The 15,338-nt window shown below is 72.9% G+C and carries 12 protein-coding genes; 7 read left to right on the top strand and 5 right to left on the bottom strand.

Features of this window, described 5'->3' with window-relative positions:
• Positions 1-159: 159 nt before the first annotated feature.
• Positions 160-1,716, top strand: coding sequence for a leucyl aminopeptidase (locus ABD191_RS07300; protein ID WP_344078411.1), 1,557 nt, complete (start codon positions 160-162; stop codon positions 1,714-1,716).
• A 66-nt stretch (positions 1,717-1,782) separates the two neighbouring features.
• On the opposite strand, the gene ABD191_RS07305 is transcribed toward ABD191_RS07300, so the two are convergent.
• The gene (locus ABD191_RS07305) at positions 1,783-2,145 is read right to left on the bottom strand and encodes a hypothetical protein (protein ID WP_344078236.1); all 363 of its coding nucleotides are present in this window, start codon (positions 2,143-2,145) and stop codon (positions 1,783-1,785) included.
• Between the two features lie 207 nt (positions 2,146-2,352).
• Between ABD191_RS07305 and lpdA the strand changes: the two genes are divergently transcribed.
• From lpdA to lipB, 4 genes are all read left to right on the top strand, one after another.
• Complete coding sequence (gene lpdA / locus ABD191_RS07310; protein WP_344078237.1) at positions 2,353-3,732, top strand: dihydrolipoyl dehydrogenase; 1,380 nt, start codon at positions 2,353-2,355, stop codon at positions 3,730-3,732.
• Positions 3,733-3,782: 50 nt separating this feature from the next.
• Entirely contained in the window at positions 3,783-5,645 is a 1,863-nt protein-coding gene (sucB, locus tag ABD191_RS07315; RefSeq protein WP_344078239.1) for a 2-oxoglutarate dehydrogenase, E2 component, dihydrolipoamide succinyltransferase, read from the top strand.
• Positions 5,646-5,734: 89 nt separating this feature from the next.
• Complete coding sequence (locus tag ABD191_RS07320; protein ID WP_344078241.1) at positions 5,735-6,661, top strand: TIGR01777 family oxidoreductase; 927 nt, start codon at positions 5,735-5,737, stop codon at positions 6,659-6,661.
• Positions 6,662-6,727: 66 nt separating this feature from the next.
• Positions 6,728-7,393, top strand: a complete 666-nt coding sequence (gene lipB, locus ABD191_RS07325; RefSeq protein WP_344078243.1) for a lipoyl(octanoyl) transferase LipB — start codon at positions 6,728-6,730, stop codon at positions 7,391-7,393.
• A 30-nt stretch (positions 7,394-7,423) separates the two neighbouring features.
• Here the strand turns inward: lipB and aspS are convergent, their stop codons facing one another.
• Positions 7,424-8,725: an aspartate--tRNA(Asn) ligase gene (gene aspS, locus ABD191_RS07330; RefSeq protein WP_344078245.1), complete on the bottom strand. Its 1,302-nt coding sequence runs from the start codon at positions 8,723-8,725 to the stop codon at positions 7,424-7,426.
• Between the two features lie 321 nt (positions 8,726-9,046).
• On the bottom strand, positions 9,047-9,688 hold the full coding sequence (locus ABD191_RS07335; protein WP_344078247.1) for a hypothetical protein: 642 nt from the start codon (positions 9,686-9,688) through the stop codon (positions 9,047-9,049).
• Between the two features lie 139 nt (positions 9,689-9,827).
• Between ABD191_RS07335 and lipA the strand changes: the two genes are divergently transcribed.
• Complete coding sequence (gene lipA / locus ABD191_RS07340) at positions 9,828-10,754, top strand: lipoyl synthase (protein WP_344078249.1); 927 nt, start codon at positions 9,828-9,830, stop codon at positions 10,752-10,754.
• A gap of 12 nt (positions 10,755-10,766) precedes the next feature.
• Here the strand turns inward: lipA and ABD191_RS07345 are convergent, their stop codons facing one another.
• Positions 10,767-13,715, bottom strand: a complete 2,949-nt coding sequence (locus ABD191_RS07345; protein ID WP_344078251.1) for a helix-turn-helix transcriptional regulator — start codon at positions 13,713-13,715, stop codon at positions 10,767-10,769.
• A gap of 402 nt (positions 13,716-14,117) precedes the next feature.
• Positions 14,118-14,309 (bottom strand): DUF5326 family protein, encoded by a 192-nt coding sequence (locus ABD191_RS07350; RefSeq protein WP_344078253.1) that lies wholly within the window; start codon positions 14,307-14,309, stop codon positions 14,118-14,120.
• A gap of 114 nt (positions 14,310-14,423) precedes the next feature.
• Between ABD191_RS07350 and ABD191_RS07355 the strand changes: the two genes are divergently transcribed.
• Positions 14,424-15,125 (top strand): DUF4191 domain-containing protein, encoded by a 702-nt coding sequence (locus ABD191_RS07355; RefSeq protein WP_344078255.1) that lies wholly within the window; start codon positions 14,424-14,426, stop codon positions 15,123-15,125.
• Positions 15,126-15,338: the final 213 nt, after the last annotated feature.

Here is a 15,338-nt window from a genome sequence, read left to right on the forward strand (position 1 = left end):
TGCCCGCTGCCGCTCCCTCATGGTCGCAACCTATCGTCTGGAGCCGACGGCGGCAGTTTCGCCGGGCGGATCACCCCCGGTCACGACTGCGGCTAGCATCTGGTGCGTCCGCCCCGCCCACCCGTACCACTTCGGAGCCGCGACGTGGCCGCTACCAGCCTGCCGTCCCTGACCACCACTCTGAGCCTGGTCGACACCGACCCGGCCGAACTGGCGGTCGACGCTATCGTCGTCGGCCTGCACAGCTCGTCCGGCGACGGCGAGCTCTCTGGACCTCTGCTCGCCCCCGGCGCGGAGAGCGTGGCCGCCGCCTTCGACGGCAAGCTCGCACCCACCCTGAAGCTGCTCGGCGCCTCCGGCGGCGCGTGCGAGGTGACCAAACTGGCGACGCTCGGCACGATCACCGCTCCGGTGATCGCCGCCGTGGGCCTCGGCGCGGTGCCGGACGACGCGGGGGTACCCGCGGAGACGATGCGCCGGGCCGTGGCCGCCGTGGTCCGCTCCCTCGCCGGCACCGCCAGGATCGCGCTCGCCCTGCCCCTGCCCGACGGGGCGGACGGCGGCGATCCGGCCACCCTGCGGGCGGTCGCTGAGGGCGCGCTGCTGGGTGGCTACCGGTTCGCCGGCTACAAGACCAAGCCGCAGCCCGGCCGGCGCGACCCGGTGAAGTCCGTCGCCCTGCTCGTCCCCGACGCCGCCGACAAGCACGCCAAGGCCGAGCTCAAGCGGGCCGCCATCGTGGCCGCGGCCGTGGCGCGCACCCGCGACTGGGTCAACACCGCCCCCAACGAGCTGCGCCCGCCGGACTTCGCGACCGCGGTGTCCGCCGTCGCGACCAGCGCCGGCCTCGACGTCGAGGTCCTGGACGAGAAGGCTCTCAAGAAGGGCGGCTACGGCGGCGTGCTCGCGGTGGGCATGGGCTCGTCCGCCCCGCCCCGGCTGGTCATCCTCCGGTACGCCCCGAAGGGCGCGAAGAAGCACGTCGCCCTGGTCGGCAAGGGCATCACCTTCGACACGGGCGGCTACGCCATCAAGCCGGCGCAGGGCATGTGGGAGATGAAGTCCGACATGGCCGGCGCCGCCGCCGTGGCCTCGACCATGGTCGCGATCGCCGCGCTCAAGCCGAAGATCGCCGTGACGGCCTACCTGCCGATGGCCGAGAACATGATCTCCGGCACGGCGTACCGGCCGGGCGACGTCGTCACGATGTACGGCGGCAAGCGGGTCGAGGTCCTCAACCCGGACGCGGAGGGTCGCATGATCCTCGCGGACGCGATCGTACGCGCCGCCGAGGACGACCCGGACTACCTGGTGGAGACGTCGACCCTCACCGGCGGCCAGGTCATCTCGCTCGGCAAGAAGATCTCCGGCGTGATGGGCGACGAGGCGTTCATCGCCCGGGTGGCCGCGGCCGGCGACCGCGTCGGCGAGCCGGCCTGGCCCATGCCGCTGCCCGACGACGTACGCAAGGGCATGGACTCCGACGTCGCCGACATCTCCCAGATCAACGCGGGCATGGACCGGGCCGGCCACATGCTGCAGGGCGGCGTGTTCCTGCGCGAGTTCGTCGCCGACGGGCTGCCCTGGGCGCACATCGACATCGCCGGCCCGTCGTACCACAGCGGCGAGGCCACCGGGTACTGGACCAAGGGCGGTACGGCCATCCCGGTCCGCCTCCTCCTGGACCTGGTCGACGACATCGCCACCAACGGCTGACGCCGCAAGCGCGTGACGGGCGCGGCGGGAGCCGGCCCCCGAGGGGACGGTTCCCGCCGCGGCCGGTCAGGAATGGCCGCGCTTGCGGCGTTCGTTGAAATCGCGCATCCGCTGGGGATAGCCGACGAGGGCGACGTCGTAGACCGGGATGCCCATCCGGTTGCCGAAGGCACGGGCCGCGCCGTGATCGGGCACCCGGCGGCGGGTCCACTCGCCGTCGTGGGCGATCAGGACGACCGTGGTCTCGGTGACCGTGGTCTTGGGTTCGAGGAACGCCTCGACCCCGCGTCTGGTCTGGACGAAATGCTCAAGGTGAGCAAAGCCGGCCTTTTCGGCCTCCTTATCGTGGCGCACCCCGGGCGCCGATCGGCGTCGGAACCAGGCCACCTGGCAACCTCCTGGGTCGTGACCTTGTAGCTGTGATGGCATCCGGGGACGTGCGGCCCTGCGTGGCGGTCAGGGCTGGCCCAAGGGTACTCAACCTCCGCCCACCCTGTGCGGGACGTCACGTTCGGCGCACTCGTGAGCAGGTCGGACCGCCTGAACGTGTCTTTGGGCACCTCTCGTCGCCCACCGGATCCACAAGTGACAAGATGACCCAAGGTATGCGCCTATCGACGCACAGCTGGAGATGACGTGAGTGAGCGGGACGCCGAGTTCGACGTTGTAGTGCTGGGTGGTGGCAGCGGCGGCTACGCGGCCGCGCTGCGCGCCGCACTGCTGGGTCGATCCGTCGCGCTCATCGAGAAGGACAAGCTCGGCGGCACGTGCCTGCACCGGGGCTGCATCCCCACGAAGGCGCTGCTGCACGCCGCCGAGGTCGCCGACACCGCCCGCGAGGCCGCCCAGTTCGGCGTGAAGGCGGACTTCGTCGGCATCGACATGGCCGGGGTCAACGCCTACAAGGACGGCGTGATCTCCAAGATGTACAAGGGCCTGCAGGGCCTCATCAAGAGCCGGAAGATCACCGTGGTCACGGGGTCGGGCCGGCTCGTCGCACCCACGACGGTCGAGGTGGACGGCGCCCGGTACACCGGCCGCGACCTCATCCTCGCCACCGGGTCGTACGCGAGGAGCCTGCCCGGCCTGGACATCGACGGCGAGCGGGTCATCACCTCCGACCAGGCGCTCTTCCTCGACCGCGTGCCGTCGTCCGCGGTCGTGCTGGGCGGCGGCGTGATCGGCGTCGAGTTCGCCTCCGTGTGGCGGTCGTTCGGCGCGGACGTGACCATCGTGGAGGCGCTGCCCCGCCTGGTCGCCGCCGAGGACGAGGCGGTCTCCAAGGGCCTGGAGCGCCAGTTCCGCAAGCGCGGCATCGGCTTCAAGGTCGGCAAGCCCTTCGAGAAGGTCGAACGCACCGAGGGCGGCGTGCGGGTCAGCATCGCGGGCGGCGACAGGATCGAGGCCGAGCTGCTGCTCGTCGCCGTGGGCCGCGGTCCGACCACCGCCAACCTCGGGTACGAGGAGCAGGGCATCGCCATGGAGCGCGGGTTCGTGCTCACGGACGAGCGCCTGCGCACGAACGTGCCGCACGTGTACGCCGTCGGCGACATCGTGCCCGGCCTGCAACTGGCCCACCGCGGTTTCCAGCAGGGCATCTTCGTGGCCGAGGAGATCGCCGGCCTGAACCCGCCGGTCATCGACGAGCTGGGCATCCCCCGCGTGACGTACTGCGAGCCCGAGATCGCCTCGGTGGGTCTCACCGAAGCCAGGGCCCGCGAGAAGTACGGTGACAAGATCGAAACTGTCACGTACGACCTGACCGGCAACGGCAAGAGCGCGATCCTCAGGACGTCGGGCTTCGTGAAGCTCGTCCGCGCCGTCGACGGTCCGGTGGTCGGCGTGCACATCCTCGGCGCTAGGGTCAGCGAGCTGGTCGGCGAGGCACAGCTGATCTACAACTGGGAGGCCTTCCCGGCCGAGGTCGCCCAGCTGATCCACGCCCACCCCACACAGACCGAGGCCATGGGCGAGGCACACCTGGCCCTGGCCGGAAAGCCGCTGCACGTCCACTGAACCAGCGGTCAACGAGTACATAGACCTTGCACCCAAGGAGGCAACTTCAGATGGCGGTATCGGTCACCATGCCCCGGTTGGGCGAGAGCGTCACCGAGGGCACCGTTACCCGCTGGCTCAAGCAGGAGGGTGACCGCGTCGAGGTCGACGAGCCCTTGCTTGAGGTGTCCACCGACAAGGTCGACACCGAGATCCCCTCGCCGGCCGCCGGGGTGCTGACACGGATCGTGGTGGGCGAGGACGAGACCGCCGAGGTGGGCAGCGAACTCGCTGTCATCGCCGGCGAGGGCGAGGACGCCGGCGCGTCCGCCCCGGCGCCGGCGCAGGCCGCCGCCCCCGCCCAGGCCGCCGCCCCCGCCCAGGAGGAGGCCCCCGCCCAGGAGGAGGCGCCGGTCGGGCAGACCGAGGCGCCCCCGCAGGAGACCCCACCGGCGGCGGGTGGATCGGCCGGTGGCGACGCCACCCCGATCACCCTGCCCGCGCTCGGCGAGAGCGTGACCGAGGGCACCGTGACCCGCTGGCTCAAGCAGGTCGGCGACACCGTCGAGGTGGACGAGCCGCTGCTGGAGGTCTCCACCGACAAGGTCGACACGGAGATCCCGTCGCCGGTCGCCGGCACGGTCCTGGAGATCAAGGTGGCCGAGGACGAGACCGCCGAGGTCGGCGCCGTTCTCGCGCTGATCGGCGCGGCCGGCGCCGCGCCGGCAGCCGCGAAGCCCGCCGCACCCGAGAAGGCCGCGGAGCCGGAGAAGCCCGCCGAGGCGCAGAAGCCGGCCGCCCAGGCCGCCCCGCCGCAGCCCCAGGCACCCCAGCCCCAGGCCCAGGCGCCACAGGCCGCCCCGCCCCAGGCCGCCGCGCCACAGGCTCAGGCCGCCGCGCCGCAGGCTCAGGCCGCTGCACCGCAGGCTCAGGCCGCGCCCGCTCCAGCGCCCAAGCCCGCCGCGCCGACGGCGCCCAGCAACGGCGGCGGCCCCGATGGCGACGCCGGCTACGTGACCCCGCTGGTGCGCAAGCTCGCCGCGGAGAAGGGCGTCGACCTCGCCACCCTCTCCGGCAGCGGGGTGGGCGGGCGCATCCGCAAGCAGGACGTCCTCGACGCGGCGGCGAAGGCCGCGGCGCCGAAGGCGGCCGAGCCCCAGGCCGCGCCGACCACGACGGCGCCCGCGCCCGCCAAGGCCGAGCCCAGTCCGCTGCGTGGTCGCACCGAGAAGATGTCGCGGCTGCGGGCCGTCATCGCGAAGCGGATGGTCGAGTCGCTGCAGGTCTCGGCGCAGCTCACCACGGTCGTCGAGGTCGACGTCACCAAGATCGCCAAGCTGCGGGACGCGGCCAAGGGCGAATTCGTCAAGCGGCACGGCGTGAAGCTGTCGTTCCTGCCGTTCCTGGCGCTGGCCGCGATCGAGGCACTGCGCGTGCACCCGGACGTCAACGCCTCCATCGACATGGAGGCGGGCACGATCACGTACCACGCGGCGGAGCACCTCGGCATGGCCGTGGACACCGAGCGCGGCCTGATCGTGCCGGTGATCCACAACGCGGGCGACCTGAACCTGGCCGGCATCGCCAAGCGCATCGCCGACCTGGCCGAGCGCGCCCGCACGAACAAGCTGACCCCGGACGAGATCTCGGGCGGCACGTTCACCCTGACCAACACGGGCTCGCGCGGCGCGCTGTTCGACACGCCCATCATCAACCAGCCGCAGGTGGCGATCCTCGGCACGGGCGCGGTGGTCAAGCGGGCCGTCGTGGTGAACGACCCCGAACTCGGCGAGATCATCGCCCCGCGTTCGATGATCTACCTGGCCCTCTCGTACGACCACCGGCTGGTGGACGGCGCCGAGGCGGCCCGCTTCCTCACCACGGTGAAGCAGCGGCTGGAGGCCGGGGCGTTCGAGAACGACCTGGGCCTGTAGGGCCCAGCCGAGCGCAGGGGGTGTCGTCGCACGCGCGACGGCACCCCCGCTTCGTTCGCCAGCGACCGCCGATAGCGGAGGATGGACGCATGCGTATCGTGCTCGCCGGCGGCTCGGGGTTCCTGGGCGCCCGGCTGCGGGCCCGTTTCGCCTCGGCGGACGTCGAGGTCGTCAACCTGGTGCGCCGGCCCCCGGCCGGGCCGGACGAGGTGCGCTGGTGGCCGGACAAGGGCGAGCTGGCGCCCGCCACGCTCGCCGGAGCCGACGCGGTGATCAACCTGGCCGGCGCGCCGGTCGCCCCGCGCCGCTGGACGAGCGGGTACCGGGCGACGCTCGTGCGCAGCCGCGTCCAGTCGACCGCCACGATCGCCCGTACGCTGGCCGCGCTGCCGGCCGGATCGCGGCCCGACGTCCTGCTCAACGCGTCCGGGGTCGGGTTCTACGGCGACACGGGCGACACGGCGGTCGACGAGACCGCGCCCGCCGGCGACCGTTTCCTGAGCGAGCTGGCCCAGCTGTGGGAGGCAGCCGCCGAGCCGGCCGCCGAGGCCGGGGTACGGGTGGTGCTGCTGCGTACCGGCCTGCCGCTGCACGCCTCCGGCGGGTTGCTCAAACCCCTGCTCATCCCCTTCCGGCTGGGCCTCGGCGCCCGGTTCGGCGGGGGCGGGCAGTGGTGGCCGTGGATCTCGATCACCGACTGGGAGGACGCGGTCCGGTTCCTGCTCGACCGCGCCGAGCTCAGCGGCGCCGTGAACCTCACCGGCCCGCACCCGGACACGAACGCCGAGTTCACCCGTACGCTGGCCCAGCTGCTGCGCCGGCCCGCCCTGCTCACGGTGCCGTCGCCGGCGCTGAAGCTGGCCGTGGGCGGGTTCGCCGACGAGGCGCTGATCAGCCAGCGGGTGCTGCCGGGGGTGCTCACGTCGGCCGGGTTCGCGTTCCGGCACCCGACGCTGCGCGAGGCGCTGTCGGTGGCGCTCGACCTCGACCGCCCCGCCGGGCTGCCCCACCTCTGACCGGTCGTCGGGCGGCGTGAGATCCAACACGCCGCCACGGCGCGCGGCGCGGCCTACGCTGGCGGGGTGACCACCGTCATTGAACCGACCTCGCTGGCGCCGCTGACCGTCATCCGGGCGGGCGTCGTCGACTACGAGACCGCCTGGCAGCACCAGCGCGACCTGCACGCGGCCGTCGTCGCCGGGGAGCGCGACGACACCGTGCTCCTGCTGGAGCACCCCAGCGTCTACACCGCCGGCCGGCGCACCGAGCCCTGGGACCGCCCGCTGGACGGCACCCCGGTCGTCGACGTCGACCGCGGCGGAAAGATCACCTGGCACGGGCCGGGGCAGATCGTCGGCTACCCCATCCTCACGCTGCCCGAGAAGCGCGACGGCAAGCCGTTCGACGTGGTGGCCTACGTGCGCCGGATGGAGCAGCTGCTCATCGACGTGTGCGCCGAGTTCGGCGTGGCCACCGGCCGGGTCGAGGGCCGCAGCGGCGTCTGGGTCGCGGCCGACGACCGGGGCCCCGACCGCAAGATCGCCGCGATCGGCATCCGCGTCGCGCGCGGCGTGACCCTGCACGGCTTCGCCCTCAACTGCGACTGCGACCTGCGCGCCTTCGACGCCATCGTGCCGTGCGGCATCAGCGACGCCGGCGTGACGTCGCTGAGCGCGGAACTGGGCCGCGACGTCACGGTCGCCGAGGCGCTCCCGGTCGTCGAGCGCCACCTGGAGACCCTGCGGTAGCGGGGCGGGCCGGGCCCGCCCCGCTACCGGCTACGGCGTGAGCCGGTGCAGGTCGCGCGGGAACAGCGTGACCTCCCGGACGTTCGTGGCCGCCAGCAGCCGCATCATGAACCGTTCCAGCCCGATCGCGAACCCGCCGTGCGGCGGCATCCCGTGCCGGAACACCTCCACATAGGACTCGTACGGCTCAAGCGGCTCGCCCGCCGCCGCCAGCGCCGCGACATAGTCCTCGTACCGGTGCAGGCGCTGCCCGCCCGTGACCAGCTCAATGCCGCGAAACAGCAGGTCAAAACCGTTCGAGTACGCCGGGCGCGCCGGGTCCGGGTGCGTGTAGAACGGCCGCTTCGCCATCGGGTACCCCGTCACGAACAGGAAGTCCGACCCGTGCTCGCGCCGGGCCCACTCCCCCAGCCAGCGCTCGTGCGCGGGGGCCAGGTCGGGCTCCGCGCTGAGGTCCTCCCCGAGGGCCGCGCCGACCAGCGCCAGCGCGTCCGCGAAGTGCACCTCCGGGATGGTCCGCGGCACCTCGGGCAGGCTCAGGCCCAACGCGGCCACCGCGCCCGGCTCCCGCTGCGCGACACTCGCCGTCATGGCCGCGAGTACGGTCCGGAGTACGCGCATGACGTCACGATGGTCGCGGATGAACCCCAGCTCCACGTCCAGGGACGTGTACTGGGCCAGGTGGCGCACCGTGTCGTGCGGCTCGGCACGGAACACCGGGCCGACCTCGTAGACCCGCTCGAAGACCCCCACGAGGGTCTGCTTGTAGAACTGCGGCGACTGCGCCAGGTACGCGGGCCGGCCGAACCAGTCGAGGGAGAACACGTTCGCCCCGGACTCGGTGGCCGACGCCACGACCTTGGGGGTGTGCACCTCCACGAACCCGTCGGCGTCGAGGCTGGCCCGGAAGCCGGCGACCGCCGCCGCGCTGAGCCGGAACGCCTGCTGGCGCGGCGCGTGGCGCAGGGCGACGGCCGCGTGGTCGAGCATGGTGGGCAGGGTGGCGGTGAGCTGCGGGCGGTACAGGTCGAACGGCGGCGACGCGGCGGCGCCGTGCGGCGCGCGTACCACGGGGTTGATGAGCTCGACGCCCGCGGGCGCCGCGGCGTTCGCGACCACCTCGCCCTCGACCTCGACGATCGTCTCCTCGGTGAGCTTCTCCATCAGGTCGCGGGTCGCCGGCTCGGCGACCACGACCTGGGCGAGGCCGGCACGGTCGCGGACGATGAGGAACGCCACGGACTTCAGCAGCCGGCGGCGGTGCGCCCAACCGGCGATGGTGACCCGCTCGCCGACGTGCGTGGCGAGCTGGCTGGACAGGATGCGTTGCATGGGTGGACCTCCTCTGTGTTCGCAACGCGATCCCCAGGGAGGTGTGGGCGAGCGGGAACCTCGCGGTGCCACCACACCTTCGCCGCGGCCCTGGCGGGCCGCGGCCTCGTTCGTCGCCTGATCACGGGGGCCGGCCGGCGGGGTCTACTACGCCGTCGTGGCGGTTCTTCCCGCAGCTCAGGAGGGTCTTCGCGGTCCGGCGCCAGGCCACCTTCGCAGCTGCCGGTGGCTCTCTTCGCTGGCGGCCCGGAACGCTACTCGGCTCCGTCGTCGCTGTTGGTGTACGACGCTAGCAGCCGACCCCGCCGGTGGCCTCCCGTTTTAGCCGGAGTACGGCGCGTCGACGTAGCCGATCTCGGCCAGCTCGTTGTTCTCGATGAGCTGGTACGTCGCCGTGCGCTTGATGTTGAGCACCGCCATCGGGGCGTCGTCGGCGCGGGTGAGGTAGACGACCTGGGCCCGGCCGTTAGTGATCTTGATTGACGTCACCGGCGTACGGTCGCCCAGCCCCGCCACCGCGACGCAGACCGGCGTGCCGCCGCCCTCGTCGAGCCAGGCGACCAGCGCAAAGAAGGTCCCGGAGCCGCCGCCGTTCTCGCTCACCACGCCCAGCGCGTCGCCGTCACCGTCGCCGTCCAGATCGCCGATGGCGCACGGCTTGTGCAGCTCGACGGTGTTGCCGTCCTCGCCGGACCAACGCCCGTCGACGAGCGGGATCACGTCCTGGTAGCCGAAAAAGTCCATCTTCTTGCCGCCCACCGGGGTGTTCTTCAGCATCTCGCACGTCATCGGGTTGTCCCCGGGATCCGCGCTCGGCGCGGTGTCCGCGCTCGCCGTCACGACCACTTCCGGCCCAGCGCCGGTCGCCGCCGGATCACACCCGGCCAGTACCCCCGCCACACCCAGCGCCAGGGTCGCGACCGCGACCCTACCGACCAACCCGGCCACATAGACCCCTCTCATCGGCCATCGTCGCGGGAAGAGTAGGGCGGTCAGTGTCCGGGTGTCCGAATAGGGTCGTGATCCGGACTGCCCCCACCCATCGACGTGACGCTCGTCGCGGTCACGACCGGTTCGTCCGGCCCGGGCGTAGGCTTTTTGCGTGACCACCGTTGCCCCTGAGGGACGCCGCCTGCTCCGCATCGAGGCGCGTAACGCCGAGACGCCGATCGAGCGCAAGCCGCCATGGATCAAGGTCAAGGCCACCATGGGCCCCGAGTTCAGCCAGCTGCGCGGCCTCGTCCAGCGGGAGGGCCTGCACACGGTGTGCCAGGAGGCGGGTTGCCCCAACATCTACGAATGTTGGGAGGACCGGGAGGCCACCTTCCTCATCGGCGGTGACCAGTGCACGCGCCGGTGCGACTTCTGCCAGATCGACACCGGCCGGCCCGCCGAGTTCGACGCCGACGAGCCCCGCCGGGTCGCCGAGTCCGTCGCCGCCATGGGCCTTCGGTACGCCACGATCACCGGCGTCGCCCGCGACGACCTGCCCGACGGCGGCGCCTGGCTCTACGCCGAGACGGTCCGCCAGATCCACAAGCTGCTCCCCGGCTGCGGCGTCGAGCTGCTGATCCCGGACTTCAACGGCGAGCCGTCGCAGCTCAGCGAGGTGTTCGGCGCGGAGCCGGAGGTGCTCGCGCACAACCTGGAGACCGTGCCCCGGATCTTCAAGCGCATCCGCCCGGCGTTCCGCTACGAGCGCTCCCTCGGCGTGATCACCCAGGCCCGGGCCGCCGGCCTGGTCACGAAGTCGAACCTGATCCTCGGCCTCGGCGAGGAGCGCGCCGAGGTGTCCCAGGCGCTGCGCGACCTGCACGCCGCCGGCTGCGAACTGATCACCATCACGCAGTACCTGCGGCCGACCCCCCGCCACCACCCGGTGGAGCGTTGGGTGAAGCCGGAGGAGTTCGTCGAGCTGCGCGAGGAGGCCGAGGAGATCGGCTTCTCGGGCGTGATGAGCGGCCCGCTGGTCCGCTCCTCCTACCGGGCCGGCCGCCTCTACCAGCAGGCCGTCGCCGCCCGCGGCTGACGTCGGCCACCGCTAGTTGGTGGCCGACTCCGCCAGCAGGCCCAGGCGGTGGGCCACTGCGGCGGCCTCGATGCGGTTGGCCACCGCGAGCTTGGCGATGATGCGCGACACGTGCACGCTGGCCGTCTTCGGCGAGATGTAGAGCGTGTCGCCGATGCGGCGGTTGCTGTGCCCGGCCGCCACGAGACGCAGGACCTCCACCTCGCGGGCCGTGAGGACCTCGGCGCGGCCGCCGGGGCCGCTCGTGGCGGAGCGGACGGCCGCCCGCAGGCCGAGCCGGCGCGACAGGGTGGTCAGCCGCTCGCGCAGGGGTGCCACATCGAGGGCGGCCGCGATGGCGCACGCCTCGACGATCACGTCCGTGGCCAGCGCCCGGTCGCCGGCCGCCGCGGCGGCCTCGGCGAGCCGGCCCAGGGCCACCGCCAGCGGGTACGGCTGGCCGTCGTGACGCCACGCGGCCACGGCCCGCCGCCACGCGAGGTTGGCCTCCTCCGGTGCGGCCAGCTCGGCGGCCACCTGGGCGGCGTACGCGAGTTCCGCCGGGTGGTTCGCCGGTACGGAGCTGGCGAGGCCCCGTACCCATTCCCGCAGCGCGCCCACCGCGGCGGCCGGCACCGCGCCGTCCGCGGCGACCGACGCGGCGCGCGCGGCGACCGCGAGCAGGGGCCAGGCGTAGCGGGGTTCGGACGCCAGGGCGGGATCGCCCAGACCGCTGGCCGCGCGGGCGACCGCCTCGGCGGCGTCGTTCGCGGACAGCGCCGCCGCGACCCGCAGCTCGCGCAGCGGCAGCCGCTGCTGCGGACCCAGGTACGGCAGGGAGAGGAAGGCGACCGCCCGGGCCACGAGGTCGTCGGCGCTCGCGTGCCCGCGGGCGAGCCGGAGCCGGGCGCGCTGCATGAGCCAGAGAAGTTCCAGGGTGCCGGGCGGGTCGAGGCGTGCCGCCTCGCCGAACAGCGCGTCGGCCTCGTCCCACTGGCCGAGGGCCACCAGGGCCTCGCCCCGGTTGGCGAGCAGGAACACCCCGGTGGTGCGGCCGATGCCGACCCGGCCCGCGTCGGCGAGGCCGCCCAGGGCCACCTCGGCGGACTCGGCGTACGCGCCGAGGTCGAACAGCAGGTCGGAGATGTTGACGTTGGCCCGCACGAGGCCGGGCAGGTCACCGGCCCGCTGCGCGGCCGCGGCCGCCCGGCGCATCTCGACGAGGCCCGACTCGGCCGACATCTGGCGACCGTGCAGGCGGCCCATGGTCACCGCCGCCGACACCTGGGCGGCCGTGTCCTGCAGGTCGCCCGCGACGAGCGCCGCCTCCTTGACGATGCGGCTGCCCTCGTCGCGCTCGATCGTCACCATGATCGCGGCGATGTCGGCGAGCAGCTCGGCGCGGCGGGGGTCGTCGGGCACGGGGGCGATGAGCTCGTACGCCTCGCGCAGCTGGGCCGAGCCGTCGCTCTTGCCGAAGGTGCGCAGCAGCTTGGCCCGCTGCACCAGCATCCGGGCCGCGCGCATCGGCTGCGCCGCGCTGTCCACTTCGGCCAGCGCCGCCTTGGCGAGGCCGAGCGCCCGGTCGTAGTCGCCCGCGCCGATCGCCGCGGACAGCGCCGACTCCAGCAGGCCCAGGTGGTCGGTGCCGGTGCGGACGGGGGCGTCGTCGACCTGCTCCCACAGCTCCAGGACGCGCTCGAGCAGGCGGCTCTTCTCCGCGTACGCGTAGCGCTGCCCCGCCACCGTGGCCGCGTGCATCGCGGCGGTCAGCGCGCGGGGGTGGTCGTGCGCGGCGTACCAGTGGTGGGCGATCTCCGCGGGCGCCAGGCCGACCCCGACGAGGGTCGGGTCGGCCTCGATCGTGGCGGCGTAGCGCGCGTGCAGTCGCGCCCGCTCGCCGGGCAGCAGGTCGTCGTGGACGGCCTCGCGCACCAGGGCGTGGCGGAACTCGTAGCCGCCGTCGGAGTCGACGATGACCAGGTGCGCGGCGACGGCCAGCCGCAGCGCCTCCTCCAGCGCGGCGTCCGAGACGTCGGCGGCGGCGGCGAGCAGCCGATGCCCGATGCGTACGCCGCCGGCGGCCGCGATGCGCAGCACCCGCTGGGCGGTCTCCGGCAGCCGGTCGACCCGGGTGAGGAGCAGGTCGCGCAGGGTGTCCGGCAGCAGGTGACAGCCGCTGGGGTCGGCGCAGGCCGTGAGCTCCTCGATAAAGAACGGGTTGCCCTGGGCGCGCGCGTGAATGCTGTCGATGAGCGGGGCGGCCGGCTGGCCGCCGAGCAGGTCGGCGACGATCTCGGCGGTCGCCTCCCGGTCGAGGCGGCCCAGCTCGATGCGCTCCACGCCCCGCAGCCGGTCCAGCTCGGCGAGGAACGGCCGCAGCGGGTGGCCGCGGTGCAGCTCGTCGGCGCGGTAGGTGCCGACGACCAGCACCCCGGCCGCCCGCGTGGAGCGGGCGAGATAGGCCAGCAGCTCGCGGGTGGAGCGGTCGGCCCAGTGCAGGTCCTCGATGATCAGAATCAGCTGCCGTTCGGCGGCCAGCCGGTCGAAGAGCGCGCCGACGAGGTCGAACAGGTAGCCCCGGGTCGAGTCGGAGAACACCTCCGGGCCGACCGGGCCGAGCTCGGGCAGCAGCCGGGCGAACTCCTGCTCGTAGCCGGCGAACGCGGCCGGCCCGTGCCGGCGCAGCAGGTCGCGCAGGGCGGCGGCGAACGGGGCGAACGGCAGGCCGTCCTCCCCCAGCTCCAGACAGTGCCCGATGAGCACCTCGGCGCCGCCCGACGACGCGAACCGGCCGAACTCCTCGACCAGGCGGGTCTTGCCGACCCCCGCCTCGCCGCCGATGATCACGGAAACGGGCTCGTGCCTGACGCGCATCACGGCGTCACGCAGCAGACCGAACTCGGTCTCGCGGCCGACGAAGATAGTGGCGCGGGCGGTCACGGAATCGAGCATGCCATGCCGCACCGACGAACTCGTCATGGCTTTATCGGACCCGCCACCTCCGCACGCACGGTCGCCCGGCGCGCGGCGGCGCCGGTCGGCCGCGAGCGCCAACGGGCCCACCACCTCGGACGTCGTTCGTCCTGCTGGGCGGCATAATGGCCGGCCAGTCCCGACGCGGCGAGCCGCCGCAGCCGCTCCTCCCGCAACCGGGCAAGTTCCAGATTGTTATAAACGTCGGTCCCCGTGAACATCGTCGCGTGCCTCCACGACCGGGCCGCCTGCGGATGCGGCGGGCTTCCGCAATCGACGATGCGCCGGCAGCCGGCCGGTCGACATGGGCACCGCGCCGCATGTTCGGGGCCTCTGGTGGGCTTAGCCACACTGTGCGCGGGCCGAGTACCCGTAAGGCCCTTACGCCCGTTCGGGCCTTGCCGCCGGTCAGCGTTGGTCGCCGCGGGTGGCCGCCGACCTGAGGCGGTGGAAGACGTACCAGAGGCCGCCGACCACGAGCGCGCCGACGATGAGATAGAAGGCCAGCGAAACGAGCGTCTTGACGAGCGACACGACGAGCGAGCCGACGGCCAGCAGCACCACGACGCCGATCGCCACCCAGAGCAAGGCCTTCGCCATGATCACGCCCCCTTTTCGCCCGCAATACTGGCACCCGCCAGCCACGCGCACCACTCGGCACTCACGGCCGGACCGGGACGGAGCCCGCGCGGGATGGCCACTAGACTTCCCGCCATGGCGAAGGCGCAGGAGCAGGAGAAGGTGGGTTTCCGGACCCGCCTCAAGCAGATCGGCATGGTGTTCTCGTTCACCGCTAAGCGGGACCGGCTGTTCGTGCCGCTCGTGCTGCTCGCCGTGCTCGTGCCGGTGGCGTTCGTCGTGGTCGCCGTGGTGCTCGGCTGGGGCCTGCTGTGGATCCCGGTGGGCATCATGCTCGCGCTGCTCGCCGTGCTCATCGTGCTCAACCTGCGCTCGAACAAGGCCATGATGGCCGAGGCGGAGAAGCAGCCCGGCGCCGCCGCCCAGATCGTCGAGACCATGCGGGGCGACTGGCGGGTGACCCCGGCCGTCAGCTCCACCACGCAGTTCGACATGGTCCACCTGATCATCGGTCGGCCCGGCATCATCCTGCTCGGCGAAGGTCAACCTCAGCGGGTACGGGCGCTGATCGGCCAGGAGCGCAAGCGCCTGTCGAAGGTGATCGGCTCCGCCGACCTGCGCGACTTCATGCTCGGCAACGGCGAGGGCGAGGTCCCGCTGGCCAAGCTGCGCAGCACGCTGACCCGCCTGCCCCGCACCCTGTCGGGCAAGGAGGTCAACGCGCTCGACAAGCGACTCAAGGCGCTGACCGCCGCCCGCCCGCAGCTGCCCAAGGGCGCCATCCCGAAGAACATGCGGCCACCGAAGGGTGCCTTCCGCTCGATGCGCGGCCGGTAATCCCGGCCCATTCGTGCCCGGCGGACTCGCCGGGTGCGCAAGCGGTCACGTCTACCGCAGTCGCCCATTGGGTCGATATTCTCGCACCGGACGGGTAGACCCGCCTGGCCAGTGGTGTTGGCCTGGTCACACCGTAACGCGGTGACCCCGCCGCGTAACACGGTAGAAACAAATGAGATACGCCCGGGCAACGCCGCCAACCTACCGTCGCTG

This window comes from Luedemannella helvata (assembly GCF_039528415.1).
GTDB lineage: Bacteria > Actinomycetota > Actinomycetes > Mycobacteriales > Micromonosporaceae > Luedemannella > Luedemannella helvata.